Raw genomic sequence first — 26,588 nt, 5'->3', positions numbered from 1 at the left:
GCTCGGGCCAGCGCGGCGTCAGGAGGGGTTGCCACAACCGCGGATGCAAGAGCAGGGGGCGTAAACATGGTGACGTATCTTGTCCGGCGCGTTTCCGCGGCGGTGCTCATCCTGCTGGGCGCATCCTTCGTCGTGTACCTGCTGACGGCTGCGTCCGGGGATCCGCTGCAGGAGCTTCGGTCCAGCACGTCCGCGAACCGGCCGCAGCTCATCGCGCAGCGCACGGAGCTGCTGCACCTGAACGTTCCGGCGCCGCTGCGGTACTTTATCTGGCTCCGGGGGGCAGCAGGATGTCTGGTTCCGTTCGCCGGGTCCTGCGATCTGGGCAAGAACCTGCAGGGCCAGCCCGTGACAGAACAATTGGGAACGGCCATGGTGCAGACCCTGTCTCTGGTCAGCGCCGCCGCACTGCTTGCCGTGGTCATTGGCGTGACGCTGGGTATCGTCACCGCCCTGCGCCGGCACAGCGCCCTTGACTACGGCGTGACGTTCCTGGCCTTTCTGTTTTTTTCGCTGCCGGTCTTCTGGGCGGCCGTGCTGCTGAAGGAATACGGCGCCATCGGTTTCAACAACTTTCTCAGTTCTCCCCGGATCCCGGCCGCCGCGGTCCTGCTCATTGCCGCAGTGGTCTGCGCCGTCGCCGCTCTCGGTGCCGGCGGCGGTGTCAGGCGCCGGATGGTGGCGGGGGGTTCGGCCGGCGCCGCGACGGCTGCGGTTTTGACCTACGTTTCGGCCGCGGACTGGTTCAGCGCCCCCGGCCTCGGACCCGTTGCGATCGCACTCTCCGGAGCGGGTGCAGCTTTCGGCTTCACCGCGCTGACCGCGGGCCTGCACAACACCAGGGCGCTTTACGCCGCATTTGCCGCCGCCGCAACGGGGGTGGCCTCCTACTTCGCAGTGCAGGGCCTGCTGGATCGGGCGACGCCGCTGATGATCATGCTGCTGGCCGCGGCCACGATTCTGGCCGCTGTTCTGATCGGATTTCTGCTTGGGGGAGACGACCGCCGGGGCAATATCACGGCCGCGTCACTGACGGGTCTGCTGGTGGGGCTGGTGATCCTGATCGACAGATTTATGCAGGCCTGGCCCGCGTACTTCTCCGACAGCCGCATCCACGGCCGCCCGATCGCCACCATCGGTGCCGCGACGCCGGGCTTGGAGGGGGACCTGTGGGTCACGGGCCTGGACCGGATGACTCACCTTCTGCTGCCGACCGCCGCGCTCGTCCTGATCTCCATTGCCTCCTACACGCGCTACGCGAGGTCCTCGATGCTGGACGTCATGAACATGGACTACGTCCGCACGGCACGGGCCAAGGGCCTGCCGGAGTTCACCGTCGTCCTGCGGCACGCCTTCCGGAATGCGCTCATGCCGCTGACCACCATCGCGGCCGTTGATATCGGCGGACTGATCGGCGGAGCGGTGATCACGGAAAGTGTTTTCTCTTACCGTGGCATGGGCTCAATGTTCGTCGACGGTCTGCGCCAGGTGGATCCGAACCCTGTGATGGCGTTCTTCGTGGTTGTGGCCATCACGGCGCTGGCCTGCAATCTGTTGGCCGACCTGGTCTATGCCGCGCTGGATCCACGGGTGAAGGTCGGCGCATGACGGCGAAGCCGCAGGACAGCGGCCGGCACCCAGGCTTCGGTCCAAGTCCAAGTCCAAGTCCAAGTCCAAGTCCAAGTCCAAGCCCAGGTCCAAGTCCGGGACGGCTGGTCCGGCGCAGGTTCTTCGGCAATGTCGGGGCACTGGCGGGACTTACTGCCCTCGCACTGGTCATCCTTCTGGTCTTCAGCGCCGCCGGCATCAGGCTTTGGGGCGTGATCGATATTCCCGGCTGGTGGCACTACCGCTACGACGAGGTATTGCCGATCATCAACGATGCCGCCCCCACCTACCGGTTTCCGCTGGACTTCGGGGACCATCCATTCGGGCAGGACCGCGTGGGCCGCGACATGTTCGCGATGACGATGCGGGGAGCCCAACTGTCGATCATCGTCATGGTCACCATCGGCATTATGGGCACCGCGATCGGCGTGCTGGTGGGGGCGGCCGCGGGCTACTTCAGCGGCGCCATCGGTGCCCTGCTGATGCGGATCACGGACATGGTCATCGTCGTCCCGGGCGTCGTCATCGCCGCTGTGCTCGGTGTGCTCGTGGGGCATGCCGGAACGGGACGGACGGTGCTGGACGCGGATGGGAACGTCACCGTGGTGCGCTCATTTTCGGACGATGTCTTCACCTTCCTGCAGCAGAACCTGGGCGTGGTGCTGCTGGGCATGTTCCTAGGTCTGGTGATCTGGACCTCCATGGCCAGGCTGGTCCGCGCGGAGTTCCTGGTTCTGCGGGAGCTGGAGTTCGTTGACGCCGCCCGGCTTGCGGGCGCCTCGAACCACCGGATCATTACCAGGCATCTGCTGCCCAATGCCGCCGGAGTGATCATCGTAAATGCCACGCTGCTGATGTCTTCGGCGATCCTGCTCGAAGCGGGGCTGAGCTATCTGGGCTTCGGAGTCCAGGCGCCGGACACCTCGCTCGGGCTGCTGGTGGTCGCGAACCAGTCATCCATCTCCACCCGCCCGTGGTTGTTCTGGTGGCCAGGCGTGTTTATTGTGGTGATCTGCCTGTGCATCAACTTCATCGGCGACGGCCTGCGTGATGCGTTCGATCCGCGCCACGGGAGCGCCGCTCCAGCTAGGAGCAGGGAAGCTGCCGGCGGTTCGCGGCCGGTTCCGGGCCGGCCTGGCACCTCATCAGCCGGGTCGGCGGCTGAGCCGTCGGACCCTGCAGAGTCCGCTGGCGCCCCCGTCCTTGCAGTGCGCGGTTTAAGGGTCGATTTCGCTGTCGACCGGCACTGGGTGCCGGCGGTCGTCGGATTGGACTTTCACGTGCATTCAGGCGAGGTGCTGGCCATCGTGGGGGAGTCCGGTTCGGGCAAGACCGCCAGCTCGATGGCGCTGCTGGGACTTCTGGCGGCGAACGGCAGGGCGACAGGCAGCGTGTGGTTCAATGGCGCGGAAATATTGAACGCCACACCCGGCACGCTCCGCCGCATCCGCGGTAAGGATATTGCGATGATCTTCCAGGACCCGATGACGGCGCTGAACCCGGTGTTCACGGTGGGCTTTCAGATTGTGGAGACCCTGCGGCAGCACAGCGCGATGTCGCCGGCGCAGGCCCGCAGCGATGCGCTGCGGATGCTTGCCTCGGTGGAGCTGCCGGATCCGGAAAGAACCTTTGACTCCTATCCGCACCAGCTTTCGGGCGGTCAGCGCCAGCGTGCCCTGATCGCGCAGTCCCTGTGCTGCCGACCCAAGCTGTTGATCGCGGATGAGGCAACCACCGCCCTGGATGTGATTGTGCAGGCGGAGATACTCGATTTGCTGCGCCGGCTGCGGACAGACCTCGATGCGGCGATCGTGCTGATCACCCATGATCTCGGTGTCGTGGCCGACCTGGCCGACCGGGTCATTGTGATGAGCGCCGGCGTGGCCGTGGAGACCGGCACCGCCCACGGGATATTTTCAGCACCGCGGCACGAGTATACAAAGGCACTTCTGCAAGCCGTTCCGCGGCTGGGCAGGCGCCCCGCTACCGCGCCCGCAGAAGACTGCCGCGCGGAAGGGCCGACCGAAGAAGGCCGCGCAGCCGGCGCGGGAGAAGGACGCGGACGTCCTGTCCTCGAGCTGTCCGGAGTGGGCATTGACTACCCCGGCGCACGAGGCGCAGGGGCGTTCCGCGCGGTCGATGGTATCGATCTGACTATCTACCCTTCCGAGCTGGTGGGGCTGGTGGGGGAGTCTGGGTCCGGTAAGACCTCGGTGGGACATGCCGCCGTTGGCCTGCTGCCCGTGACGGCGGGAGTGCTGCGGTTGCTGGATCGGCGACTGGACTCCGTCCGGCCCCGGGAATTGCGCGCCCTGCAGGAAAGAGTCGGCATGGTGTTCCAGGAACCATCGGGCTCGCTCAATCCCCGGATGCCCGTCGCGGCGACCATCGGCGAACCACTTCTGCTGGCCAAGGGCTGGCGCGGGGCCGGCCTGCAGCGCCGCGTCGATGAGCTGCTGGACCAGGTCCAGCTGCCCCGCAGCCACCGCAACCGATATCCGCACGAACTCTCCGAGGGCCAGAAGCAGCGGGTGGCAATTGCCAGAGCGCTGAGCTTATCGCCGGATCTGCTGGTAGCCGATGAGCCGACCTCCGCCCTGGACGTTTCGGTCCAGGCGAAGGTCCTGGACCTGCTGCGGATGCTGCAGCGCGAACTCGGCTTTGCCTGCCTCTTCATCACCCACGATCTGTCCGTGGCTGACTCCCTGGCGGATCGGATCGTCGTCCTGCAGGGCGGCCGAATCGTGGAGCAGGGTCCGCGCGAACAGGTCTTTGGGAATCCGCGCGACGACTACACCCGGCGTCTGCTGGCGGCGGTTCCGGTGCCGGACCCGGACAGCCAGCGGCTGCGCCGGAACCAACGCGCCCGGCCGGGCGTCAACAGGCTCCGGGACAGCTTTCGAGCCCGCTAAAACCCAAGGTTACATCTCGGTAACAAGATGCCCCACGGGCCGCTAGTGTTTCCTATCGGAAACATTCGGGTCTAGGCTCATATCCACGTGATGCTGGCCACATACCCGTGGTGCACGACCCCAGCACCAAAAACCCGGCACTAAAAAATGCCGGAGTCTCTCGCATAGAAATAGGAGGCGGAATGCGTTTTTCGCGTATTTCCAAAGCTCTCGGTGTCGCCACTGTGGTCGCTCTGGCCATGACGGCCTGCAGCGGCGGCAGCACCGGCACCACCAACACTTCAGCTGACACGACGAAGGTCATCACCGCGTTCGGCGGGGAACCGCAGAACCCGCTGCTGCCGGCCAACACCAACGAGGTCTATGGCGGCCGCGTGATGGACCTGATCTTCTCCGGCCTGTTGAGCTACGACGCTTCGGGCAAGACGGTGAACGAAATGGCCGATTCCATCGACTCCACCGACTCGCAGAACTACACCATCAAGATCAAGAGCGGCGAGAAGTTCAGCGACGGCTCGCCCATCACCGCCAAAAACTTCGTTGACGCCTGGAACTTTGGTGCGCTGAGCACCAACGCCCAACTGAACTCGTATTTCTTCGAGTCCATCGAGGGCTATAAAGACGTGAGCGCCATGGCCGCCGATGGCAAGACGGCTGCGCCGACCGCGCAAACGATGTCCGGTCTGAAGGTCGTCGATGACACCACCTTCACGGTGAAACTGGCACAGGCCGAGTCCGACTGGAAGCTGCGCCTTGGCTACACGGCCTTCTTCCCGCTGACCGAAGCCGCTATCGCGGACCCGAAGGCCGCCGGCGAGAAGCCGACCGGCAACGGGCCATACACGCTGAAGACCTGGAACCACAACGCCGAGCTCGATCTGGTGCCGAACCCGAATTACACGGGCCCGCGCAAGCCCAAGAACGCCGGCGTCACCTTCAAGGTCTACACCACGGCCGACGCGGCCTACCAGGACCTGCTGGCGGACAACCTGGACGTGCTGGATGGAATCCCCGCCAGCAGTATCAAGTCCTTCCAGAAGGACCTTGGGGACCGCAGCATCGTCAAGGCCTACGCAGGCAACGCGACGCTGACCATCCCGAGTTACCTGCCGGCGTTCCAGGGCGAAGCCGGCCAGTTACGCCGCCAGGCCATCTCCAAGTCGATCGACCGCAACCTGATCATCGACAAAATTTTCAACAACACCAAGAAGGTCGCCAAGGACTTCACCTCCCCGGTTATTGAGGGCTACAGTGACAGCGTGTCCGGCGCGGACGTGCTGACCTACGACGCAAGCGCGGCCAAGAAACTGTGGGACCAGGCCAACGCCATCACCCCGTGGGACAACTCGACGTTCACCATCGCGTACAACGTGGATGGCGCCGGCAACAAGGAATACGTTGATGCTGCGACGAACCAGATCAAGAACGCGCTCGGCATCCAGGCCGAGGGCAAGCCGTACGCGACATTCAAGGAACTGCGCAACGACGTCAATAAGAAGCAGCTGACCGGAGCCTCACGCGCCGGCTGGCAGGCCGATTACCCGTCGCTGTACAACTTCCTCGGCCCGCTGTACGGCACCGGCGCAGGTTCCAATGACGGGAACTACTCGAACCCTGCGTTCGATGCCAAGCTGAAGGAAGGGCTGAATGCCAAGTCCACCGATGAGGGCAACAAGATCTTCAACGAGGCTCAGCAGATCCTCTTCAAGGATCTGCCGGTGATCCCGCTGTGGTACCAGGCCCAGACGGGTGGCTGGAGCAACAACGTCACCGGCGTCGACTTCGGCTGGAACGGTGTCCCGCTCTATTACAACATCTCCGGCAAATAAACCAGCCGAACATCGATGGGGCCCGGCCTGACGGTCGGGCCCCATCGTCGGGCCGGTAAGTCCTCACCACAAAAGGTATCCATGTCTCTCTTCGTCACTTACTGCGATTCCACAAGGATCTCGTAATGCTGCGGTTCATCTTCCGGCGAGTGCTCCAGGTCATCCCGGTGTTTTTCGGGTCGACACTGATTGTCTACTACCTGGTTTTCTCGATGTCCGGCAGCCCGATCGACGCCTTGTCCGGTGGTAAACCCATCAGCCCGGCCGTCGTAGCCCAATTAACCGCACAATACCATCTGGATCAGCCGTTCTTCATCCAGTACGGCATCTTCATCAAGAACCTCTTCACCTTCAACCTTGGCACCAGCTTTTCCGGCCGCCCCATTGCCGCCATCATTGGCCAGGCATTTCCCGTGACTGCGCGGCTGGCCATCATGGCGCTGGCCATTGAAGCAATCTTCGGAGTCACAGCGGGAGTATTCGCCGGTCTGCGCAAGGGCAAGCTCTTCGACGGCACCGTCCTCATTGCCTCCCTGGTGGTCATCGCCATCCCGACCTTTGTGCTCGGCTTCGTGCTGCAGTTCGTCGTCGGCGTCAAACTCGGCTGGGCAAAACCGACGGTCGGCAGCGCCGCTGACTGGGCGGATCTGACTCTGCCGGCCGTTGTTCTCGGCCTGGTTTCCTTCGCTTACGTGCTGCGGCTGACCCGGACCAGCATTTTGGAAAACATGAACGCCGACTACGTGCGGACAGCCACAGCCAAGGGACTGTCCCGGCGCCGCGTCGTCATGGTCCATATTCTGCGCAACTCCCTCATCCCGGTTGTCACCTTTCTCGGTGCGGATCTCGGTGGCCTGATGGGTGGGGCCATTGTCACCGAGGGGATCTTCAATGTCCCGGGCGTGGGCAATACCTTGTACCGGGCGGTGCTCGCGGGCGAGGGGCCGATGGTTGTCTCGATCGTCAGCATCCTGGTGCTCGTGTTCGTCCTCGCCAACCTGCTGGTGGACCTGCTGTACGCCTGGCTAGACCCAAGGATTCGTTATGCCTGAAAATACCCCCATAAGTAGTACCTCCAGTAACCACCGGATAGAACATTTTGTCGCGGATATCGAACAGACTCCGCTGCAGGCCACCGATTCGCTCAATGAGCAGGCAGCACCGCTGAGCTTGTGGGCCGAGGCGTGGAAGAACCTGCGCCGGCAGCCGCTTTTCATCATCTCTGCGCTGCTGATTCTCCTGACCCTGACAGTGGCTTTCTTTCCCGGTCTGTTCACGCAGACCGTCCCCACGCAGTGCGATCTGATCAACTCCAATGCGGGCCCCGATGGCGGCCATCCGCTCGGCTTCACGCTGCAGGGCTGCGACGTTTATGCTCGATTAATCCACGGCACGCAGGCGTCCCTGGCCGTGGGGGTGTTTTCCACCCTCGGTGTGCTGATTATTGGCGGTACGATCGGTGCCATCGCCGGGTACTACGGCGGGTGGCTGGACGCGGTCCTGGCCCGTCTGGCGGACATCTTCTTCGCTCTGCCGCTGATCCTTGGCGCCATCGTGATCAACTCGCTGCCGGCCGTCCGTGAGCACCGCAGCGTCTGGACCGTGGTGGCAACACTGGTGGTTCTCGGCTGGCCGCAGATCGCCCGCATCACCCGCGGTGCCGTCATCGAGGTCCGCAACGCCGACTTCGTGGTGGCCGCCAAGTCGCTGGGTGTGTCCAGGGTCAAGGCACTGATCACGCATGTCATCCCGAACTCGCTGTCCCCGGTCATTGTGATCGCGACGGTGTCGTTGGGTGTGTTCATCGTGGCCGAGGCGACACTTTCCTTCCTGGGCATCGGCCTGCCGGGGACGGTGATGTCGTGGGGCAATGACATTGCTGCGGCACAGACATCTTTGCGCAATAACCCCTCGACCCTGCTGTGGCCCGCCGTCGCCCTGTCGATTACCGTACTGAGTTTCATTATGCTCGGCGATGCCGTGCGTGACGCTCTTGATCCGAAGGCACGCAAACGATGAGCAAAGACCGAGTGCAGATCACCGAGCAAGACGGCTCGGGGCCGCGGCCCCTGTTGGAACTGCGGGACCTGGCCATCACCTTCACCACCGCGTCCGGAGACGTTCCGGCAGTCCGCAATGCGAATCTGACGATCATGCCCGGCGAAACCGTCGCCATTGTGGGCGAATCCGGCTCCGGAAAGTCGACGACGGCGTTGGCCGCCATCGGACTCCTGCCCGAGAACGGTTACGTCAGTGGTGGCCGGATTCTGTTTGATGGCGAGGACCTGACACAGGCCGACAGCAGGCGGATCCTCGAGCTCCGAGGCCGTTCCATCGGCATGGTTCCGCAGGACCCGATGTCGAACCTGAACCCGGTGTGGAAAATCGGCTTTCAGGTCAAGGAAACCCTTAAGGCGAATAATCTGGCGCGCAAAGACATTCACGTGCAGGTCGCGGAGGTGCTTGCCGATGCCGGTCTGCCGGACGCCGCGCGCCGCGCCAAACAGTATCCGCACGAGTTTTCCGGCGGCATGCGTCAGCGTGCGCTCATCGCCATCGGGCTCTCCTGCAGCCCCCGGCTGCTGATAGCCGACGAGCCCACATCGGCCCTGGACGTGACGGTTCAGCGCCAGATCCTGGACCACCTCGCGACGATGACCTCTGAATTAGGAACGGCCGTTCTGCTGATCACCCACGACCTTGGTCTCGCTGCAGAGCGGGCCGAGAAGGTCGTCGTCATGTACAAGGGGCGAGTGGTGGAATCCGGGCCGGCCCTGGAGATCCTGCGTAACCCGCGGCACCCCTACACCCAGCGCCTGGTCGCTTCGGCTCCGTCGCTGGCGTCGCAGCGGATCAAGTCTGCCAAGGCGGCCGGCATTGAATCCAGCGATGTGCTGACTCTGGAGACGGATGCATCGCTCGCGAAGACCGATGACGTCATCGAGGTCAAAAATCTGACCAAGGTGTACAAGCTCCGCGGTGGCGGGGGTGGCAGCTCGGAATTCAAGGCCGTGGACGACGTCTCCTTCAACATCAAACGCGGAACCACCCTCGCGGTGGTGGGCGAGTCTGGTTCGGGCAAATCGACGGTAGCCAAAATGGTGCTGAATCTGGAAAAACCCACGGCGGGCAACATCATTTTCGACGGCGTCGACCTCACCGCGCTGGACAAGAAGTCGCTGTTCAACTTCCGCCGGCGGGTGCAGCCGATCTTCCAGGACCCCTATGGATCCTTGGACCCGATGTACAACATCTACCGGACGATCGAAGAGCCGCTGCGGGTGCACGGCATCGGGGACAAGAAGAGCAGGGAAGCGAAGGTCCGCGAGCTGCTGGACCAGGTCGCCCTCCCGGCGTCCTCCATGCAGCGGTTCCCGAATGAGCTTTCCGGTGGCCAGCGCCAGCGCGTTGCGGTGGCCAGGGCACTGGCACTTGACCCGGAAATCGTGATCTGCGACGAAGCAGTGTCGGCCCTGGATGTGCTGGTGCAGGCGCAGATACTGAACCTGCTGGCGGATCTGCAGACCGAGTTGGGGCTGACGTACCTGTTCATCACCCATGACCTGGCCGTCGTACGGCAGATCGCCGATCACGTCTGCGTCATGGAGAAGGGCCGGGTCGTCGAAACGGGGACCACGGACGAGGTTTTCAACTCGCCCACGCAGGGCTACACGCGTGCACTCCTGGATGCCATCCCCGGCTCCCGGCTGGAACTGCCGCCCGAGGTTGCGTAGCGGCGCGACCGAAGAACTGCGGGTTCTGAAGAACAGCAGGTCCGAAAAAAACTGCAGAATCAACAACAAGCGGCGCCATCGGATCATCGAATGGCGCCGCTTGCGCCTAGGCTGGCTGGCTGGCTGGCTGGCTGGCTGGCTGGCTGGCTGGCTGGCTGGCTGGCTGGCTCGGCCGCCGGGTGCGCTTTCAGCCCACCTTTGAAAGGCGGGCGACGACGGCGCCGGTGCCCTTGATGGGCGGCGTAACTCCGAGGGCGGTCAATTGCCGGCTGAGGACGTCGGCCAGGACCCTGTGGCCCGCGGCGGTGGGGTGGACGCCGTCGGCCAGTTTGTCACCTACGCCGTATCGGGTGATCCAGTCGCCGACGCTGACGAACGGTATGTGGTTTTGGGTCGCGAACGTGCCCAGCAGCGCATCCACCTGGCTGCGCCGCGCGCCGCCGTACGGGGTGCCCTTGGCCAGGGTGCCGATCATGACGAACTTCGATTCCGGGTAGGTCTGCTTGAGATCCTTGAGCAGCCGCGCGGCGTTGGCCATGATCTGCTCGTCGGTGGCACCACGCGAAGCATCGTTGCCGCCGCCCTGGATCACCACCAGTGGGGCCTGGCCGTAGGGGAGGTACCAGTTGCCGTTTTCCAGGGCGTCCGGGTAGTTGCCGGTCCTGCCGTTGGCCGCAACGAACCCGGTCCCGCCGCGGCCGCGGAATTCCACGTCGTAGCCCAGATTGGCCAAGGCCGTATTGGTCCAGGTGTTTTTCGCGACGACGCCGGCGGCGCCCTCCGACTGCGAGTCGCCGATCAGCACCGCCGTGCGCCCGATATTGGGTTCGACCATTTCCTTCCGGCCGGTCGCCGGATTCAGGTACAAGGCACCTGCGGGCAGAGCCGCGGTGGCATCCGGCTGCCGGCTGGCTGCGTCGGTGGTGGGTGCCGGCGGGATGGTCTCCGCCGTGGTGGGGACTGTGATGGACGGGGTTGTGGTTACCCGCACCGCGGCGGCCTGGGCACCGGGTGCGGCTGCCGCGGCGTGGGGCGCCTCGGCTACCGGGGCGCACCCTGCGCAGAGCAGCATGAGCAGCATGAGCAGCATGAGTACCAATGCCGGTAGGGCCGCACGGGACAGAGCCGTCGATCTGAGCATTCTGACTCCATCTGATTCACGCACGTTACTCCCGCAACTATCCGGCAAGGACGGCGATAAATCCAGTCGTTGGCGGACCGGAATCCGATGGTCGCGTAAACGTTACAGTCCGCTTCCCTGCAGCCTTATCGCCGGTCAACCGGGGTCGGAATCCCCAACCCGGATCCGACCCTCAAAGGCGGTCTGCCTGTGCCGGCGGGAACGCTTAATTTAGGCCATTGATTGCTCCACCCAGTAGAATAAACTCATGTGCCCATTTTGAGGGCCACCAGATGTCCGCGTGTAGTGCTGAGATATCTGGGTCTAACACCGTGATGGCCTACGGGTCCTCCGCCGGGAACATACTGAATCGAGCCTTATCGCATGTCTGAAACCACCGCCAAACTAGCCTCACGCAATGATCTGCGGAACGTCGCCATCGTGGCGCACGTTGACCATGGCAAGACCACTTTGGTGGATGCCATGCTGAAGCAGACCCATTCGTTTGCTGCCCACGGCAACGTGGCGGAACGAGTCATGGACTCCGGCGACCTCGAACGTGAAAAAGGCATCACGATTCTGGCCAAAAACACCACCGTTGCCTACAACGGTCCGTCCTCCAACGGCGAGACCATCACGATCAGCGTCATTGACACCCCCGGCCACGCCGACTTCGGTGGCGAGGTGGAGCGCGGCCTGTCCATGGTTGACGGCGTCGTCCTGCTGGTGGACGCGTCCGAGGGCCCGCTGCCGCAGACCCGCTTTGTGCTCCGCAAGGCCTTGGCCGCGAAGCTGCCGGTGATCCTGCTGGTGAATAAGACGGACCGGCCCGACTCCCGCATTGACGAGGTCGTGCACGAATCCATGGACCTGCTGCTGGGTCTGGCGTCCGACCTTGCGGACGAGGTTCCCGACCTGGACCTGGATGCAGTTCTGAACGTCCCCGTCGTGTACGCCGCCGCCAAGGTGGGTGCCGCGTCGCTTGATCAGCCCGAAAACGGCAGCGTGCCCAATAACGATGACCTGGAACCGCTGTTCAAGACCATCCTCGACCACATCCCCGCCCCCACGTACGACCCCGAGGGGGTTCTGCAGGCGCATGTGACGAACTTGGACGCCTCGCCGTTCCTGGGGCGTTTGGCGCTGCTGCGCATCTACAACGGCACCCTGCGCAAGGGCCAGATCGTTGCCTGGGCGCGCCATGATGGTGAGTTGAAGAACGTCAAGATCACCGAGCTGCTCGCCACCAAGGCACTCGAGCGTGTCTCGGTCGAGTCCGCTGGCCCCGGCGAGATCGTCGCCGTCGCCGGTATTGAAGACATCACCATCGGTGAGACGCTGACCGACCCGGACAACCCGCAGCCGCTGCCGCTGATCAAGGTGGACGATCCGGCCATCTCCATGACTATCGGCATCAACACCTCCCCGCTGGCCGGCCGCGTCAAGGGCCACAAGGTCACCGCCCGCCAGGTAAAGGACCGACTGGACAAAGAACTGATCGGTAATGTTTCGCTGCAGGTGCTCCCCACCGAGCGTCCCGACGCCTGGGAAGTCCAGGGCCGCGGCGAGCTGGCGCTGGCCATCCTCGTGGAGCAGATGCGCCGCGAGGGCTTCGAGCTGACCGTTGGCAAGCCGCAGGTGGTCACCCGGACCATCGACGGCAAGATCCATGAGCCGATGGACCACATGACCATCGACGTGCCGGAAGAATACCTGGGCAACGTGACCCAGCTGATGGCAGCCCGCAAGGGTCGGATGACCAACATGGCCAACCACGGCACCGGCTGGGTCCGGATGGAATTCATCGTCCCCGCCCGTGGCCTGATCGGATTCCGCACGCGATTCCTGACGGATACCCGCGGTGCCGGCATCGCGGCCTCCATTGCCGAGGGCTACGAGCCGTGGCACGGCCCGATCGAGTACCGCACGAATGGCTCCATGATCGCGGACCGTTCCGGCGTCGTCACACCGTTCGCCATGATCAATCTCCAGGAGCGCGGGTCCTTCTTCGTCCAGCCCACCACCGAGGTGTACGAAGGCATGATCGTCGGCGAGAACTCCCGCGCCGATGACATGGATGTGAACATCACCAAGGAAAAGAAGCTCACCAACATGCGTGCAGCTTCCTCGGACACGTTCGAAAACCTGACTCCGCCGCGCAACCTGACGCTGGAGGAATCCTTGGAATTCTCCCGCGAAGACGAGTGCGTCGAGGTTACGCCCGAGACCATCCGGATCCGTAAGCTCATCCTGGATGCCAGCGAACGAGCCAAGGCATACCGCAGCCGCGCCAAGTCATAGCAGCACCGCGTGAGCCGGCTCTGAAAAGTCCGGCAAAATAGAGATATGACTCAACAGCAACCCGCCCCCGACACGTCCAGGGGTGGGTTGCTGCCGTTAACGGGAGCAACCGGATTCCGGCTGCTTTTCGTACACGCGCACCCGGATGATGAAACTTTGGTCACCGGCGCCACCATGGCACTGTATGCCGCGCAGGGGGCCGAGGTGGCGCTGCTGACGTGCACCCGCGGCGAGCTGGGCGAGGTCATTCCGGCAGAGCTGCGGCATTTGGAAGTAGCTCAGCCGGGAAATACCGACGACGGCGACGGGCTGGCCGCCGTGCGCACGCGTGAGCTCGCCGCAGCCCTCCGGGCGCTGGGGGTGCAGCGGAATTTCTGGCTGGGTCAGGGACCTGCGAACGCCGGTCCGGGTCCGGACATGGTCTACCGCGACTCGGGGATGTCCTGGGGCTTTGACGGCCGCGCCCGGGCCGCGGAAACGGTACTCCCCGGTTCGCTCTCTCGGGCTCCGCTCGACGAGGTCGCCGGCCATGCGGCACAGCTCATCCGTACGCTTCGTCCGCACGCTGTCATCACGTATGCCGGGGATGGCGGCTACGGCCACCCGGACCACATCCGCACCCACGAGCTGACCGTCCGCGCCGTGCAACTGGCCGCGGCGGAGGATGGCCGCGGCCGGCTCCCGGGCGGATCCCACGCCGGATACCCGCGCCCGGACAACGACGCTGCCATCGTGGGGCCACGTGACCCGACTGCTGACCCTGCCGGAAGCCCCGTGGAGGGCCCGGCCGGCAGCCCCGTGGAGGGCCCGGCTGGAAGCCCCGTGGAGGGCCGTGCCTGGCGCGTGCCCGCGGTGTACACGATCCTCAGCGACCGTCCGGAACGCCCGGTTGAGGGGAACGCGGCACTGATTGAGGTGCACGGGGACTTTATGGCCAAGCGCGCGGCGATGTCGGCGCACCGGACGCAGGTAACCGTGGACGGCAGCCGTTATGCGCTGTCCGACGGCGCCTGGAAGGACATTTCAGGGGTGGAGACGTTCCAGATCTTCGGGGCGGCGGACGGGGATCGGACATTGTCTGGCCTCGCCCCGGACGGTGCCCCGCCCGCCGTGGCCCCGGAGGGTGACCCGCCCGCCGTCGGCGGAACGGGCGGGACCGATCGGACGACCCCGCCGCTGCGCACAGCGCCCTCCCTCCTGCGCAGGTCCGTCGCAGCCGTTGCTGCCGGCATCGTGGGCGGTCTGCTGGGTACCGCGCTGCATGGCCACGTCCTGCTGGCGGGGGATCTGCTGCTCCCGTGGGGCGCCGCGGCGGCTCTGCTGCTGGTCCTCTCCCTGAGCCTGTTCATCGGGCTGTGGGGGAGGTCTGGCTGGCTGAGCGCGGTCAGCGGATTTGCCGCCTATCTGGTGGCTGGTCTGCTTGCCATTCCACGGGGCGAATACGGATTGGTGATCGGCGATCTGCAGGGCACGCTCTGGCTTTATGGCATCGCGGTGGCGACGCTCGCTGCGGGGCTCGGCTGCGCCTACGTGCTCCGCCACCATCGGAGCCGTCGCCAGGCTCCGGGATTAGGCTGACGGCCGGATACCGGTGGGTGACGGCCGGGATCCTGATGGCGGCCGGCCGGATTCGGGTTGCGACCGGCCCAACCCATATCGGGCGGCGGCGGCTTTTAGCGGGCGGCGGGCCGGCGTTCGGGTGCCGGCGGAACCGGTTTCGCGGCCTGCACGTCCTCCAACGCAATCACCACGTCCCCTGATCTGGTCTGCACGACGCACTGCATCGGATTCAGCGCGCTGAGCAGGCCCAGGGCATCGGTCAGGCCGCCGTTGATCCGGTAGCGTACAACTACGCGGGTGCCCAGGGGTAGGAGCTTGAGTCTGTTCACGGGGGTGTCCACGAGTTCATACTAGGTCTTGAATGGCCGGCAGCTGGCCTGCGGTGGGGGATAATGAAGACAACCCACACCGTTCCCGGGTGCACATTTCCCGGGGCACAATTTCTCCAGGAAGGTCGGGACGTGACGTATGTAATCGCGCAGCCGTGCGTGGATGTCAAGGACAAGGCATGTATCGAGGAATGCCCCGTCGACTGCATCTATGAGGGTGAGCGTTCGCTCTACATCCATCCCGACGAGTGCGTGGACTGCGGCGCATGCGAACCGGTCTGCCCGGTCGAGGCCATTTACTACGAGGACGACACCCCGGACGAATGGGCCGAATATTACAAGGCCAACGTCGAGTTCTTCGACGAGCTCGGTTCGCCGGGCGGGGCCGCTAAAATCGGCAACACGCACCGCGACCACCCCATTATTTCTGTGCTTCCACCGCAGAACCAGGGCTGACGATCGTTTGACGACTCGACCAGCCACGGAACCCGCCACAGACGCTGCGGGGGTGGCCGCTGCCACGGATACGGGCACGGCTGCTGCCACGGATACGGGCACGGCTGCTGCCACGGATACGGGCACGGCCGCTGCCATCGACGCCGGCCCGGGTACCGGACGAGCGGCCTTTGGCCTCGCCCTGCCCGAGTATCCGTGGGACGCCATGGCCCCCTATGCCCGGACGGCATCCATGCACTCCGGAGGGGCCGTCAATCTCTCCATCGGCACACCCGTTGATCCCACCCCTGCCGTGATCCGGCAGGCGTTGTCCGGTGCGGCCGATGCGCCGGGCTATCCCACCACCCATGGCACGTCCGCGCTGCGGCAGGCGATCGTGGGCTGGTTTGACCGACGCCGCGGCGTCCCCGGGCTGGACCCGGCCGACGTTATGCCCACCGTCGGTTCCAAGGAACTGGTGGCGTGGCTGCCTTTGCTGCTGGGACTTGGGGCCGGGGACGTCGTCGTCCGTCCCGCTGTCGCCTACCCCACCTACGATATCGGCGCGCTGATGGCCGGTGCCACGGCTGTTGCCGCTGACTCGCTGGACGAGCTGGACGCGGATACCCGGGCCCGGGTGCGGCTCGTGTGGATCAATTCCCCGGCCAACCCTACCGGGATCGTCCGCACCGCGGAGGAGCTGAAGATCCTGGTTGAGCAGGCCAGGCAGCTGGGCGCGGTCGTTGCCTCTGATGAGTGCTATGCCGAGTTGGGCTGGGGGAAATGGGACCCGCAGCGCGGCGGAGAGGCCGTCCCGAGTGTCTTGGACCCGAGGGTCTGCGGAGATTCCACGGCCAACCTGCTGGCTGTCTACTCACTGAGTAAACAGTCCAACGTTGCCGGCTACCGTGCGGCTTTCGTGGCCGGAGACGCGGCCATTATGGCGAATCTGGTCAACAGCCGTAAACATGCAGGCATGATCGTGCCGTATCCCGTGCAGGAAGCCATGCGCGTGGCGCTGGGCGAGGATGACCATGTCCGTGCACAAAAGGACCTGTACCGCAGCCGGCGCGAACGCCTGCTGCCGGCGTTGGAGGCGTTCGGGCTTACCATCCATCACTCCGAGGCAGGACTGTACCTGTGGTGCACCGCGGGAGAAGACACCTGGCACACCATCTCCCGGCTGGCCAAGCGGGGCATCGTGGCGGGCCCGGGTGTTTTCTACGGTGAAGCGGGGAATGGATTCGTCCGCGTAGCGCTGACCGGAACGGACGAACGTATTGATGCCGCAGCAGCCCGGCTGCGCGCCTAGTTGCACTGCAGCGTGACGGTCGTCTCATTTGGTGCCTTTTAGTGTGCATTTTGTGCTGCAGGATTAGTCCTGATGGCCTGCTGCGAGGTAGTTTCTTAACTGACTGACCCGGCGCACTGACGCAAATGCATGATTTTCTCAATAGGGCCTCTGCGAAGAGGCTGGGCTACCTCATGAAGGGGACTCCATGACTGATTCGACGGGCGCATCCCTGCGCTACGACGGCGGAGAGCTCGCACTGCCGCGGATTGCTGCCGCAGAGGGCAATGACGGGTACGACGTTTCCAAGCTGCTGACGGCCACGGGTGCTGTCACCTACGACCCCGGTTTCATGAATACCGCGGCCACCACCTCGGCCATTACCTACATTGACGGTGACAAAGGCATTCTGCGGTACCGCGGCTACCCGATCGAGGAGCTGGCGGCGCACTCGAACTTTTTGGAGGTTTCCTACCTCCTGATTTACGGGAACCTGCCGACGCCGGCGGAGTACGCTTCCTTCGACCAGCGCATCCGCCGCCACACCCTGCTGCACGAGGATCTTAAGGGCTTTTTCGGCGGCTTCCCGCGCGATGCGCACCCGATGCCCGTGCTCTCCTCCGCGGTCTCGGCGCTCTCCACGTTCTATCAGGACTCGCTGGATCCGTTCGACGACGAACAAGTCGAACTGTCCACCTACCGTTTGCTGGCCAAGATGCCCGTGATCGCCGCATACGCGCTGAAGAAGTCGCTCGGTCAGCCGATGCTCTACCCGGACAATTCCATGAACCTGGTGGAAAACTTCCTGCGCCTGAGCTTCGGCCTGCCCGCCGAGCCGTACGACTTGGACCCCACGGTGGTCAAGGCCCTGGACCTTTTGCTCATCCTGCACGCGGACCATGAACAGAACTGCTCCACCTCGACGGTCCGTCTGGTCGGCAGCTCCAACGCCAACATGTTCGCCTCCGTTTCCGCCGGCATCAATGCGCTGTTCGGGCCGCTGCATGGCGGGGCAAACGAAGCCGTGTTGAATATGCTTCGCCAGATCCAGGCCAGCGGTGAGCCGGTGGAGAAGTTCGTGGAGCGCGTAAAGAACAAGGAAGCCGGAGTGAAGCTGATGGGCTTCGGACACCGGGTCTACAAGAATTACGATCCGCGCGCCAAGATCGTCAAGGAAACGGCCCACGAGATCCTCGCCAAGCTGGGCGGCAATGACGAGTTGCTGGACATCGCGATGCGCCTGGAAGAAGTGGCACTCACCGACGACTACTTCATCTCGCGTAAGCTCTACCCGAACGTGGACTTCTACACCGGCCTGATCTACAAGGCCATGGGCTTCCCGGAGAAGATGTTCACCGTGCTCTTCGCGATCGGCCGCCTGCCGGGCTGGATTGCGCAGTGGCGCGAAATGATGAAGGATCCGCAGACCAAGATCGGCCGTCCGCGACAGCTCTACACGGGCGAAGCGGAGCGCATGTACCCGTCGCGCTAAGAGCGTAGGGCTGGCGACGGCGGTCGGAGACTTTCCCAGCGAAGGTCCCCGGCCGCCGTCGTACTCTTAAATCCATTGTGGTGCAACTGCTCGATTCAGCGTTCATTCGGATCGGCGCAAAGTCGGGCAGCTGCGGCACAGCCGGAGGTCAGGCAGTGGTGTAGCCTTGTGGATTGTTCTTCTGCCAGCGCCAATGGTCCTGGCACATTTGGTCCAGGGTCTTGCTGGTGGACCAGCCCAGATCCGCCAGGGCGGCCGACGGATCGGCCCAGAACGCTGGAAGGTCCCCGGCTCGCCGCCCGGTTATTTCGTGTGCAAGTTCGTGGCCCACTGCCCGCTCAAAGGAGTGTAGGACGTCAAAGACGGAGGAGCCGATGCCGGAACCGAGGTTCCAACGGAACACGCCGGCCTTTTGTGCCACATGATTGACGGCGGCGACATGGCCTTCGGATAAGTCCATGACGTGGATGTAGTCGCGCAGGCAGGTCCCGTCCGGAGTATCGTAGTCACCGCCGAAGATCATCAGCTTTTCGCGCCGGCCGACGGCCACCTGGGCAATGAACGGCACCAGATTGTTCGGAATGCCCAGCGGGTCCTCGCCGATCCGGCCGGATTCGTGCGCGCCCACCGGGTTGAAGTAGCGCAGCAACGCGATGTGCCAGCGGCTGTCGGCGGCGCCAACGTCACTGAGGATATCCTCTACCTGCTCCTTGGTGCGGCCGTAGGGGTTATTCGCCCCGATCTCCATTTTTTCGATGTACGGCACTGGGTTGCTCTCACCGTAGACGGTGGCCGAGGAGCTGAAGACCAGGGTGCGCACGCCGTAGTCATCCATGACGCGAAGCAGATTGATGGTGCCGCTGACGTTGTTGTGGTAATACCGCAGCGGCTGGCTGACCGACTCCCCGACGGCCTTCAACCCGGCAAAGTGGATGACAACATCGATCCGGCTGTGCGAGCCATCCGTACCGCTGTTCCGCGCAAAGACCTCCCGCAGCGCCGGCTCATCCAGCAGATCGACGGCGTGAAAAACTGCTGTCCTGCCGGAGATCTCCTGCACCCGGCTCAGGGACTCCCGGCTGGAGTTAGCCAGATTGTCTACAACGAGTACGTCGTGGCCGGCCTCCAGGAGGGACAGGACGGTGTGTGAGCCTATGTAACCGGTTCCGCCGGTAACCAAAACTTTCATGGTTCCAACCCTACCGGGACGGGAATGGGGACCCGCCCCCGCACCGCTTCCGGTCCGCACCGTGGACCCGCCTCCGGTCCGCCCCGTGGACCCGCCACGGGATCTCGGTGGACCAGTCGTGCCACATGATTTGGACCGAGCGTGCTAAAAAAGAGGATGCCCAAAGTTATCGATCCGCTGATCCGCCGCGAAGATGTGGTGCAGGCACTCTTCCAGGTGGTTGCCGAATCGGGTCTGGAGGCGGCCTCGCTGCGCGCCGTCGCAGCCGAAGCCGGACTGGCGGTGGGGTCTGTCCGGCACTACTTTGACGGGCAGGCGGAGCTGATGATCTTTGCGTTCCGCACGGTGTCTGCACGGATCCGCGGGCGGCTTGAAGACAGGGTCGCGGCACTGGAGTCGGCCAGCGGTACCCGCCGGGCTCCGGGCGACAGACTCAGCGACGCCTGCGCCGAGGTGTTGCTGGAGCTGCTGCCTTTGGACGCGCAGCGGGAACTCGAATCGAGCGTCTGGCTCTCCTTTGTCACGGCCGCCCGCACCGACGTCGTTCTTGCGGCCGAAGCCGACAGCAGCTACCGGGGGACCGCAGGCCTGGTAGGGCGGATCATCATGGTGCTGTTGGCCTCGCCGGCCACGCGGACCGCGCTGGAGCCCGTGGTGGAGGCCGAACGGCTGCTTGCCCTGATCGATGGGCTGTGCCTGCATATGCTGCTCCAGCCGGGATGGACCACGGAGGAGCTCAGCCGGAATGTGCTCCGCGCCCATCTGTCCTCCCTCCGCGGAGCCTGAGCGGAGTATTCTGGAACTGCAGACGACGGTTGCCGCAACTAACCGGCGTTGGCGCGCGCAGAAAGGTAACGCAATGCATCACACTGGCGGTCCCGGCTGGCGAATAACGATGGACACCTCAGGGCCGATGATGATTGCGCTGTATCTAAGGGATTTGGCATCCCTGGCAGGGGCGGGTGAGCCGTCGCTGTGCGCCGCCGAGCCTCCCGCTCATTCCACCGATCCGCACCGGCTCGTGGCCGAATTCGGCGGGACCGCCACCCTTCGCCAGGAATGGGAGCAGTGGTGGACCCTGCTGTTGCGGCATTACCCCAAGATGTATCCCGAGCTCGCGGCGCCGGATTTCCCTGCCTTCAGCGACGTCCCGGCCCTGCAGCGCCTGCTGCAGGCCCACTTCGGTGCCGCGCTGAGCTGGGCCCGGGAGCGGCAGAGCGAGTACACGCTCCTGGCGGCCGGACGCGAGACGCTGGGCGCGACGTCGGTACTGGCGGAGCTGGTGCAGGACCGGGAGATGGAGCTGGGGCGCAATGCCAGGGACTTCACGCTCACGATCGTGGAGCTGCCGCTCGCCGAGCCCAGGGCCTGGTTTCTGGAGCCGGACCGGCTGCTGATGAGTTCGCGGCTGCTGGATGACCAGCTGAATTTCCGCAGCTATGTTCAGCCGGTCGTGGAGCTGCTGGTCTGACCAGCGGGTGCCGCAACCGGCGCCGCGATTGCGCCGGCGTGCGACGCGGTGCAACCGGCACCTGTCGGAGATCACGGCGTTGGCGCGTTGAGCGTAATGCGGACCTGGTCCGCCGCGGCGTTGGAAACCTGCCAGCCCTTGTTGACGCCGCCGGCGTTCTCCGTCCTGATCCACGTCCTGCCGTCGAACGCAACCTCGGTGATATTGAGCGAGTCGGCGTTGGCCACCGCCCACTGGGCATAACCCCAGCCGACCGTACCCGCGGCGCTGATCGTGACGCTGCCGGCACCGCCGGACGCAGGCACCGCGCCATAGGCACGATCCAGCTCGTCAAGTACGGACACCTGGTCTCCCTTCCCCGTGGCCGGATTCAGCGTGCAATTGAGCGCGGCGGGGGAGAGGCCGGACAACGCCGACGCGAAGGCCTTGCCCTGCGGCTCGCGCTGTGCGTAGGCCTCCGGATAGGCCGAACGCTGCACCTGCTGGGCCGCCTGGGTGATGGGCAGCGTTTCGTAGCCGTTCACCGTGATCAGGACGTTGAAAAAGGCATTCGTGGCGTAGACCGGGTCGAGGATCTCCTCGGCGGTGCCCCAATCCTGGGACGGGCGCTGCTGGAACAGGCCCAACGAATCCAGATCACCATGGGTAATATTGCGCAGCTTGGATTCCTGCAGGGCCACCGCCAGCCCGATCGAGGCCGCCCGCGCCGGAAGGCCGCGCCGGACGGAGATGGCCGTGATCAGGGACGCATTCCCCGTCTGGTCGGGAGCCAGCGAATAGGAGCCCGCGCCGGTGCTGGCCGTACAGCCGACGGAAAGCGCACGTGCACCCGGCTTGAAGAAACTCACCGCCCAGAGGCCGGCCGCGACCACCAGAACTATGGCGACCCCGATCGAAAGCAGCCAGATCAGGGCTGCCCGAAGGCTCCGTTGCGCTCTCATGTCAGGACTCCGGGACCGCCGCGGCTGGACTAATTGGCGTGCAGGGCAGCATTGAGCTCCACGCTCTGGCCTTGACGCGGCAGAACCTCGACCTCACCGGTGCCGGAGTTACGGCGGAACAGCAGGTTGGGCACGCCGGAGAGTTCACTGGCCTTGACGATGCGGGTGGTGTCTTCGCCACCGGCGTCCCTCGGCCCCACCAGGCGCACGCGCGTGCCGGCCGTGACGTAGAGGCCGGCCTCTACGACGGAATCGTCACCGATGCTGATGCCCACGCCGGAGTTGGCCCCGAGCAGGACGCGCTCGCCGAGCGTGATTTTTTCCTTGCCGCCGCCGGAGAGCGTCCCCATGATGGACGCGCCGCCGCCAACGTCGGTGCCGTTACCGACCACCACACCGGCCGAAATGCGTCCTTCCACCATGGATTCGCCCAACGTGCCGGCGTTGAAATTCACAAAACCCTCGTGCATTACCGTGGTTCCCTCGGCCAGATGGGCCCCCAGGCGCACCCGGTCTGCGTCTGCCACGCGCACGCCGGACGGGACAACGTAGTCCACCATCCGCGGAAACTTGTCCACGCCAAAGACGGTCACGGGTCCGCGGCGGCGGAGTCGGGCGCGGGTCAGCTCGAAGTTTTCCGGCGCCGCCGGGCCAAAGCTGGTCCACACGACGTTGGGCAGTTTGCCGAAAATCCCGTCCAGATTCATGCTGTTCGGCGCCGCCAGCCGGTGAGAGAGCAGGTGCAGGCGCAGGTAGGCGTCTGCCGTGTCCGCGGGGGGCTGATCCAGGTCGATCTGCGCAAATACCACCTTCTGGCCCACACCGCGGTCGGGATCGTTCCCGAGTTCGGCCAGGGCGGTCAGCTGGGGATCGGCTTCCGGGGCGTCACCGAGAGAGCTGACGGCGGAACCCAAGGCAGGCGCCGGGTACCAGACATCCAGAACTGTCCCGCCGTCGGTCACCGTTGCCAGCCCGAATCCGTGGGCGGTGCGGCCATGATCGGCGGGGGCTGTGGGCCTTACGGCGGCAGTCTCAGTCATAGGCCCAGTTTACCGGGCGGCGCGGCCGTTGCCGAAAACCAGCCCCCGCCTACTGCCGGGAAGGTGATCGGCTGACTCGCCTCGCGATCCGCTGCCGCGGGCCGCCCGGAGGTCCTCCGCTGCGCCGCCACAGCCCGGCCGGACTGTGCCGCTGCCGGCCGGGCTCAAATACCGCTGGCCTGGCTCAGACCAAACTCATTGCCCTCCGAGTCCTTAAACTGCGCCCACCACGCGCCCCAGGCCTCGACCTTGGGAGCCTGGGTGAACTCCACGCCCTTTTCCACCATCTCCCGGTGGGTTTGCGCAATATCCTCACAGGTGAAGACGCATGGACCGAAGGACGGCTTGTGCGCATCGTCCCGAAACAGGACGATGCGGGTCTGTGCACCGGGCGGCGACTTCAATCCACCTGGGTCCATCCGCTTCCCCCATCGGCTGGTCCGTGTGCAGCGTCCACCCCAGAACTTCCGTGTAGAAGGACTCCGCCCGCGGCTGATCGGCCACGTTGATGGTGACGAAGCTGACAGACGAAATCATGAATTCTCCCTGTGTGTCGGAACCGGCATGCTGCAAAGCTACGGCCTCCCGGGCCAGTAGTAAACGCATCGCCCCGCTAGGCTGGAGCGATGACTCATGCATTGGACCTGCACCGCGATGTTGCCCGGTTAACGGCCGACCTGATCGACATCCAGAGCGTTTCCGGTGACGAGGGCCCATTGGCCGACGCCGTGGAAGCTGCCCTGCGCACCCTGCCGCACCTGGAGGTGCTGCGTAACGGAGACGCGATCATGGCGCGGACCCGGCTGGGACGGGCTGAACGGGTTATTCTTGCCGGCCATCTGGACACCGTTCCGCTGCCGACCGTGCCCGGCTCCCGCGGCACCGTCCCGGCCCGCTGGGACGGCGTATCCGGCGACGACGGCGTGGTCCCGCCCGGGAGTTCCGACGACGGCGTGGTCCGGCCCGGGAGTTCCGACGACGGCGCCCCGCACGAAAACGCGGTGCTGTACGGCCGCGGCGCGACCGACATGAAGGGCGGGGTCGCCGTCCAGCTGGCACTCGCCGCCACCGTGACGGAACCGACCAAGGATGTCACCTTCATTTTTTACGACCACGAAGAGGTGGAGGCATCCAAGAGCGGGCTCGGCCGGCTGGCCAGGGACCACGCGGACTGGCTGCAGGCCGATTTCGGCATCCTGCTCGAGCCGACCAACGGCACCGTGGAGGGCGGCTGTAATGGCACCATGCGTTTTGAAGCCACCACGCGGGGGAAAGCGGCGCACTCGGCCCGGTCGTGGATGGGGGAGAATGCGATCCACGCGGCCGCCGACATTCTGGCCCGGTTGCGGGACTATCAACCGCAGACGGTCACCGTGGACGGACTGGAGTACAGGGAGGGCCTCAACGCCGTCCGGGTCAAGGGTGGCACAGCCGGGAACGTCATCCCGGATCAGTGCGTGGTGGAGATCAATTATCGCTTTGCCCCGGATAAGACACCTGATCAGGCCGAGTCCGTGGTCCGTGCGCTGCTGGACGGCTTCGACGTCGTCCGCACCGACGCAGCCGCGGGCGCCCGACCGGGGCTGAACCATCCGGCCGCAGCCAGCTTCGTGGCCGCAGTCGGCGCTGAGCCCAAACCCAAGTATGGCTGGACGGACGTGGCCAGGCTCGGTGAGCTGGGAATTCCTGCCGTCAACTTCGGGCCCGGGGATGCCCTGCTCGCGCACAGCGACGATGAACATGTGGCAGCGGAAGACATCCGCGCCTGCCTGCGTGCCCTCGGCCGCTGGCTCGGCTAGAGTGTAGTACTCCGCTGAGGCATCCTAGGCGTCCGCCATGACCTTCGGCTGGATCTCGATGGCCTTCGGTCCGCGACGCAGTCGCCATTCCAGCCACTTCGCGATTCCGGACAGTAGTAGGCACAACACGATATAAGTAGCACCGGCGACCATCAGCGCCGGCAGCACTGGAGAGCCGTACTGGGCCTGCGTGCCGAAATAATTGGCCTGGAACAGGATTTCATTGAAGGTAATAATGAAGCCCAGCGCCGTGTCCTTGAGGATGACCACCAGTTGGGCGATGATCACGGGCAGCATCGCGCGCACCGCCTGCGGCAGCAGGATCAGCCGCTGAACCTTGCCCTTGGACAGCCCAATGGCGAATCCGGCCTCCTTTTGACCCTTGGGCAGCGACTCGATTCCGGCGCGGAAAACCTCCGCGAGCACGGAGCCGTTGTAGGCGATAAGGGCGACGACGACGGCGGTGAAGGGAGTGATTCCGTGCACGCCCAACGGCGGGAGTCCGTAGTACAGGATCATCATCATGATCAGGACCGGAATGGCGCGGAGCAGTTCGGTCACCCAGTAACACGGCAGGCTGATCCAGCGGTGGTCGGAGAGGCGGCCGAAGGCGAGCAGGATGCCGAAGAGCAAGCTGCCGACGGCGGCGGCTGCGAAGGCTCTCAGCGTGACGCCGATACTGGACAGGATGGTCTTTTGGACCAGCGGGAAGGTGAAAATCTTCCACTTGGCGGCAGTGAACTGGCCGCTTTCGGTGAAACGCAAGATGATGAAGCCGATAATGGCCAGCACCACGAGCACGGTGATGACGCTCAGGACCACGTTGCGGGATCGTGCCCGGGGACCGGGGGCGTCAAAAAGAATCGAGGTCATCGTGCAACCCTCCACTTGTTCTCGAAATAGCGCTGCAACGGGGACAGGACGCCGATGACCAGGATGACAAAAATGAGCGCCACCCAGAGCAGACCGGTGAGCGCAGGGTAGCCGCGCTCACTGAGGTTCGCGCGGATGGCACCGGCCTCCAAGACCGAAAAGCCCGCCGCAACAGTCGTGTTCTTCAACAATGCGATGAAAACACTGAACAGCGGCGGAATAACGGACCGGAAAGCCTGCGGCAGGATCACCAGGGTCAGGGACTGCATAAATGGCAGGCCAATGGCCCGCGCAGCCTCCGCCTGGCCGACGGGGACGGTGTTAATGCCGGAACGGATCGCCTCGGCCACGTACGTGGCCGTATAGAGGGACAGTCCAATGGCAGCGGCGGTGATGAAATTGACCGGCACCAACCCAAGCTTGGGGTAGCCCAGAGCGAAGAACGCCAGGATAACTGTCAGCGGCATGTTCCGGACGGTATTAACGTACAGTGTTCCGGCCGCCCGCATGGCGGGAACGGGGGAGACCCGCATCGCCGCAACAATGGTGCCGAGAATCAAGGCAAAAACAGCCGAGACGATGAAAAGGATCCCGGTGTTCTTAAACCCCGTCGTGAACAGCTCGAGGTTGTCGGTAAGTGTGTTCACAATGCCCTGTCTTCTTC

At 64.6% G+C, this 26,588-nt stretch carries 23 protein-coding genes; 14 read left to right on the top strand and 9 right to left on the bottom strand.

Annotated features, from left to right (window positions below):
• Positions 1-66: 66 nt before the first annotated feature.
• From QMG52_RS05955 to QMG52_RS05925, 6 genes are all read left to right on the top strand, one after another.
• Positions 67-1,608: an ABC transporter permease gene (locus QMG52_RS05955; protein WP_283559506.1), complete on the top strand. Its 1,542-nt coding sequence runs from the start codon at positions 67-69 to the stop codon at positions 1,606-1,608.
• Entirely contained in the window at positions 1,605-4,520 is a 2,916-nt protein-coding gene (locus QMG52_RS21890; protein ID WP_349361660.1) for a dipeptide ABC transporter ATP-binding protein, read from the top strand. The genes QMG52_RS05955 and QMG52_RS21890 overlap by 4 nt, the downstream gene beginning before the upstream one ends.
• 182 nt (positions 4,521-4,702) lie before the next feature.
• Positions 4,703-6,349 carry a peptide ABC transporter substrate-binding protein gene (locus QMG52_RS05940; protein WP_283559505.1) on the top strand — a complete coding sequence of 549 codons (1,647 nt, stop codon included), beginning with the start codon at positions 4,703-4,705 and terminating at the stop codon, positions 6,347-6,349.
• Positions 6,350-6,474: 125 nt separating this feature from the next.
• Positions 6,475-7,401 (top strand): ABC transporter permease, encoded by a 927-nt coding sequence (locus tag QMG52_RS05935; RefSeq protein ID WP_283559504.1) that lies wholly within the window; start codon positions 6,475-6,477, stop codon positions 7,399-7,401.
• The gene (locus QMG52_RS05930) at positions 7,394-8,368 is read left to right on the top strand and encodes an ABC transporter permease (RefSeq protein ID WP_283559503.1); all 975 of its coding nucleotides are present in this window, start codon (positions 7,394-7,396) and stop codon (positions 8,366-8,368) included. Before QMG52_RS05935 ends, QMG52_RS05930 begins: the two co-directional genes overlap by 8 nt.
• On the top strand, positions 8,365-10,083 hold the full coding sequence (locus tag QMG52_RS05925) for a dipeptide ABC transporter ATP-binding protein (protein WP_283559502.1): 1,719 nt from the start codon (positions 8,365-8,367) through the stop codon (positions 10,081-10,083). The genes QMG52_RS05930 and QMG52_RS05925 overlap by 4 nt, the downstream gene beginning before the upstream one ends.
• A 187-nt stretch (positions 10,084-10,270) precedes the next feature.
• Here the strand turns inward: QMG52_RS05925 and QMG52_RS05920 are convergent, their stop codons facing one another.
• Positions 10,271-11,224 (bottom strand): SGNH/GDSL hydrolase family protein, encoded by a 954-nt coding sequence (locus QMG52_RS05920; RefSeq protein ID WP_283559501.1) that lies wholly within the window; start codon positions 11,222-11,224, stop codon positions 10,271-10,273.
• A gap of 363 nt (positions 11,225-11,587) precedes the next feature.
• Here QMG52_RS05920 and typA point away from each other — a divergent pair, with 363 nt between their 5' ends.
• Complete coding sequence (gene typA, locus QMG52_RS05915; RefSeq protein ID WP_283559500.1) at positions 11,588-13,504, top strand: translational GTPase TypA; 1,917 nt, start codon at positions 11,588-11,590, stop codon at positions 13,502-13,504.
• Between the two features lie 45 nt (positions 13,505-13,549).
• Positions 13,550-15,082 carry a PIG-L family deacetylase gene (locus tag QMG52_RS05910; protein WP_283559499.1) on the top strand — a complete coding sequence of 511 codons (1,533 nt, stop codon included), beginning with the start codon at positions 13,550-13,552 and terminating at the stop codon, positions 15,080-15,082.
• A 95-nt stretch (positions 15,083-15,177) separates the two neighbouring features.
• Here QMG52_RS05910 and QMG52_RS05905 read toward each other — a convergent pair whose 3' ends face one another.
• Positions 15,178-15,405: a putative acetyltransferase gene (locus tag QMG52_RS05905; protein WP_283559498.1), complete on the bottom strand. Its 228-nt coding sequence runs from the start codon at positions 15,403-15,405 to the stop codon at positions 15,178-15,180.
• Positions 15,406-15,525: 120 nt separating this feature from the next.
• Between QMG52_RS05905 and fdxA the strand changes: the two genes are divergently transcribed.
• The 3 genes from fdxA to QMG52_RS05890 all read left to right on the top strand — a co-directional run bounded on the left by fdxA (position 15,526) and on the right by QMG52_RS05890 (position 18,611).
• Positions 15,526-15,849, top strand: a complete 324-nt coding sequence (gene fdxA / locus QMG52_RS05900) for a ferredoxin (protein WP_283559497.1) — start codon at positions 15,526-15,528, stop codon at positions 15,847-15,849.
• A 136-nt stretch (positions 15,850-15,985) separates the two neighbouring features.
• A complete protein-coding gene (dapC, locus tag QMG52_RS05895) occupies positions 15,986-17,140 on the top strand; it encodes a succinyldiaminopimelate transaminase (protein WP_283559530.1) in 1,155 nt (384 codons plus the stop codon).
• Positions 17,141-17,327: 187 nt separating this feature from the next.
• The gene (locus QMG52_RS05890) at positions 17,328-18,611 is read left to right on the top strand and encodes a citrate synthase (RefSeq protein ID WP_283559496.1); all 1,284 of its coding nucleotides are present in this window, start codon (positions 17,328-17,330) and stop codon (positions 18,609-18,611) included.
• A gap of 148 nt (positions 18,612-18,759) precedes the next feature.
• On the opposite strand, the gene galE is transcribed toward QMG52_RS05890, so the two are convergent.
• Entirely contained in the window at positions 18,760-19,800 is a 1,041-nt protein-coding gene (gene galE, locus QMG52_RS05885; RefSeq protein ID WP_283559495.1) for a UDP-glucose 4-epimerase GalE, read from the bottom strand.
• 156 nt (positions 19,801-19,956) lie between these two features.
• Between galE and QMG52_RS05880 the strand changes: the two genes are divergently transcribed.
• Together QMG52_RS05880 and QMG52_RS05875 are read left to right on the top strand one after the other, a co-directional pair.
• A complete protein-coding gene (locus tag QMG52_RS05880) occupies positions 19,957-20,586 on the top strand; it encodes a TetR/AcrR family transcriptional regulator (RefSeq protein WP_283559494.1) in 630 nt (209 codons plus the stop codon).
• 73 nt (positions 20,587-20,659) lie between these two features.
• The gene (locus QMG52_RS05875; protein WP_283559493.1) at positions 20,660-21,271 is read left to right on the top strand and encodes a hypothetical protein; all 612 of its coding nucleotides are present in this window, start codon (positions 20,660-20,662) and stop codon (positions 21,269-21,271) included.
• A gap of 71 nt (positions 21,272-21,342) precedes the next feature.
• Here the strand turns inward: QMG52_RS05875 and QMG52_RS05870 are convergent, their stop codons facing one another.
• The 4 genes from QMG52_RS05870 to QMG52_RS22165 all read right to left on the bottom strand — a co-directional run bounded on the left by QMG52_RS05870 (position 21,343) and on the right by QMG52_RS22165 (position 23,789).
• A complete protein-coding gene (locus QMG52_RS05870) occupies positions 21,343-22,212 on the bottom strand; it encodes a hypothetical protein (RefSeq protein ID WP_283559492.1) in 870 nt (289 codons plus the stop codon).
• A 29-nt stretch (positions 22,213-22,241) separates the two neighbouring features.
• Positions 22,242-23,252 (bottom strand): 2,3,4,5-tetrahydropyridine-2,6-dicarboxylate N-succinyltransferase, encoded by a 1,011-nt coding sequence (dapD, locus tag QMG52_RS05865; protein ID WP_283559491.1) that lies wholly within the window; start codon positions 23,250-23,252, stop codon positions 22,242-22,244.
• Positions 23,253-23,416: 164 nt separating this feature from the next.
• On the bottom strand, positions 23,417-23,671 hold the full coding sequence (locus QMG52_RS05860) for a VOC family protein (protein ID WP_349361658.1): 255 nt from the start codon (positions 23,669-23,671) through the stop codon (positions 23,417-23,419).
• Complete coding sequence (locus QMG52_RS22165) at positions 23,565-23,789, bottom strand: VOC family protein (RefSeq protein ID WP_434613927.1); 225 nt, start codon at positions 23,787-23,789, stop codon at positions 23,565-23,567. Before QMG52_RS22165 ends, QMG52_RS05860 begins: the two co-directional genes overlap by 107 nt.
• An 89-nt stretch (positions 23,790-23,878) precedes the next feature.
• Here QMG52_RS22165 and dapE point away from each other — a divergent pair, with 89 nt between their 5' ends.
• Complete coding sequence (gene dapE, locus QMG52_RS05855) at positions 23,879-25,051, top strand: succinyl-diaminopimelate desuccinylase (protein WP_283559490.1); 1,173 nt, start codon at positions 23,879-23,881, stop codon at positions 25,049-25,051.
• Positions 25,052-25,075: 24 nt separating this feature from the next.
• On the opposite strand, the gene QMG52_RS05850 is transcribed toward dapE, so the two are convergent.
• Complete coding sequence (locus QMG52_RS05850; RefSeq protein WP_283559489.1) at positions 25,076-25,924, bottom strand: amino acid ABC transporter permease; 849 nt, start codon at positions 25,922-25,924, stop codon at positions 25,076-25,078.
• A complete protein-coding gene (locus QMG52_RS05845; RefSeq protein ID WP_283559488.1) occupies positions 25,921-26,571 on the bottom strand; it encodes an amino acid ABC transporter permease in 651 nt (216 codons plus the stop codon). The genes QMG52_RS05850 and QMG52_RS05845 overlap by 4 nt, the downstream gene beginning before the upstream one ends.
• Between the last annotated feature and the right edge of the window lie 17 nt (positions 26,572-26,588).

The organism is Paenarthrobacter sp. PH39-S1 (assembly GCF_030063245.1).
Taxonomy (GTDB): Bacteria; Actinomycetota; Actinomycetes; order Actinomycetales; family Micrococcaceae; genus Arthrobacter_M.
Note: the sequence above shows the minus strand (reverse complement) of the source record. Positions and strands in the feature narration are given on the sequence as shown.

Coding starts and splice junctions, on each gene's coding strand:
- QMG52_RS05955 (WP_283559506.1), top strand. CDS start 67: ATGGTGACGTATCTTGTCCGGCGCGTTTCCGCGGCGGTGCTCATCCTG.
- QMG52_RS21890 (WP_349361660.1), top strand. CDS start 1,605: ATGACGGCGAAGCCGCAGGACAGCGGCCGGCACCCAGGCTTCGGTCCA.
- QMG52_RS05940 (WP_283559505.1), top strand. CDS start 4,703: ATGCGTTTTTCGCGTATTTCCAAAGCTCTCGGTGTCGCCACTGTGGTC.
- QMG52_RS05935 (WP_283559504.1), top strand. CDS start 6,475: ATGCTGCGGTTCATCTTCCGGCGAGTGCTCCAGGTCATCCCGGTGTTT.
- QMG52_RS05930 (WP_283559503.1), top strand. CDS start 7,394: ATGCCTGAAAATACCCCCATAAGTAGTACCTCCAGTAACCACCGGATA.
- QMG52_RS05925 (WP_283559502.1), top strand. CDS start 8,365: ATGAGCAAAGACCGAGTGCAGATCACCGAGCAAGACGGCTCGGGGCCG.
- QMG52_RS05920 (WP_283559501.1), bottom strand. CDS start 11,224: ATGCTCAGATCGACGGCTCTGTCCCGTGCGGCCCTACCGGCATTGGTA.
- typA (WP_283559500.1), top strand. CDS start 11,588: ATGTCTGAAACCACCGCCAAACTAGCCTCACGCAATGATCTGCGGAAC.
- QMG52_RS05910 (WP_283559499.1), top strand. CDS start 13,550: ATGACTCAACAGCAACCCGCCCCCGACACGTCCAGGGGTGGGTTGCTG.
- QMG52_RS05890 (WP_283559496.1), top strand. CDS start 17,328: ATGACTGATTCGACGGGCGCATCCCTGCGCTACGACGGCGGAGAGCTC.
- galE (WP_283559495.1), bottom strand. CDS start 19,800: ATGAAAGTTTTGGTTACCGGCGGAACCGGTTACATAGGCTCACACACC.
- QMG52_RS05880 (WP_283559494.1), top strand. CDS start 19,957: ATGCCCAAAGTTATCGATCCGCTGATCCGCCGCGAAGATGTGGTGCAG.
- QMG52_RS05875 (WP_283559493.1), top strand. CDS start 20,660: ATGCATCACACTGGCGGTCCCGGCTGGCGAATAACGATGGACACCTCA.
- QMG52_RS05870 (WP_283559492.1), bottom strand. CDS start 22,212: ATGAGAGCGCAACGGAGCCTTCGGGCAGCCCTGATCTGGCTGCTTTCG.
- dapD (WP_283559491.1), bottom strand. CDS start 23,252: ATGACTGAGACTGCCGCCGTAAGGCCCACAGCCCCCGCCGATCATGGC.
- QMG52_RS05860 (WP_349361658.1), bottom strand. CDS start 23,671: ATGGACCCAGGTGGATTGAAGTCGCCGCCCGGTGCACAGACCCGCATC.
- QMG52_RS22165 (WP_434613927.1), bottom strand. CDS start 23,789: ATGATTTCGTCTGTCAGCTTCGTCACCATCAACGTGGCCGATCAGCCG.
- dapE (WP_283559490.1), top strand. CDS start 23,879: ATGACTCATGCATTGGACCTGCACCGCGATGTTGCCCGGTTAACGGCC.
- QMG52_RS05850 (WP_283559489.1), bottom strand. CDS start 25,924: ATGACCTCGATTCTTTTTGACGCCCCCGGTCCCCGGGCACGATCCCGC.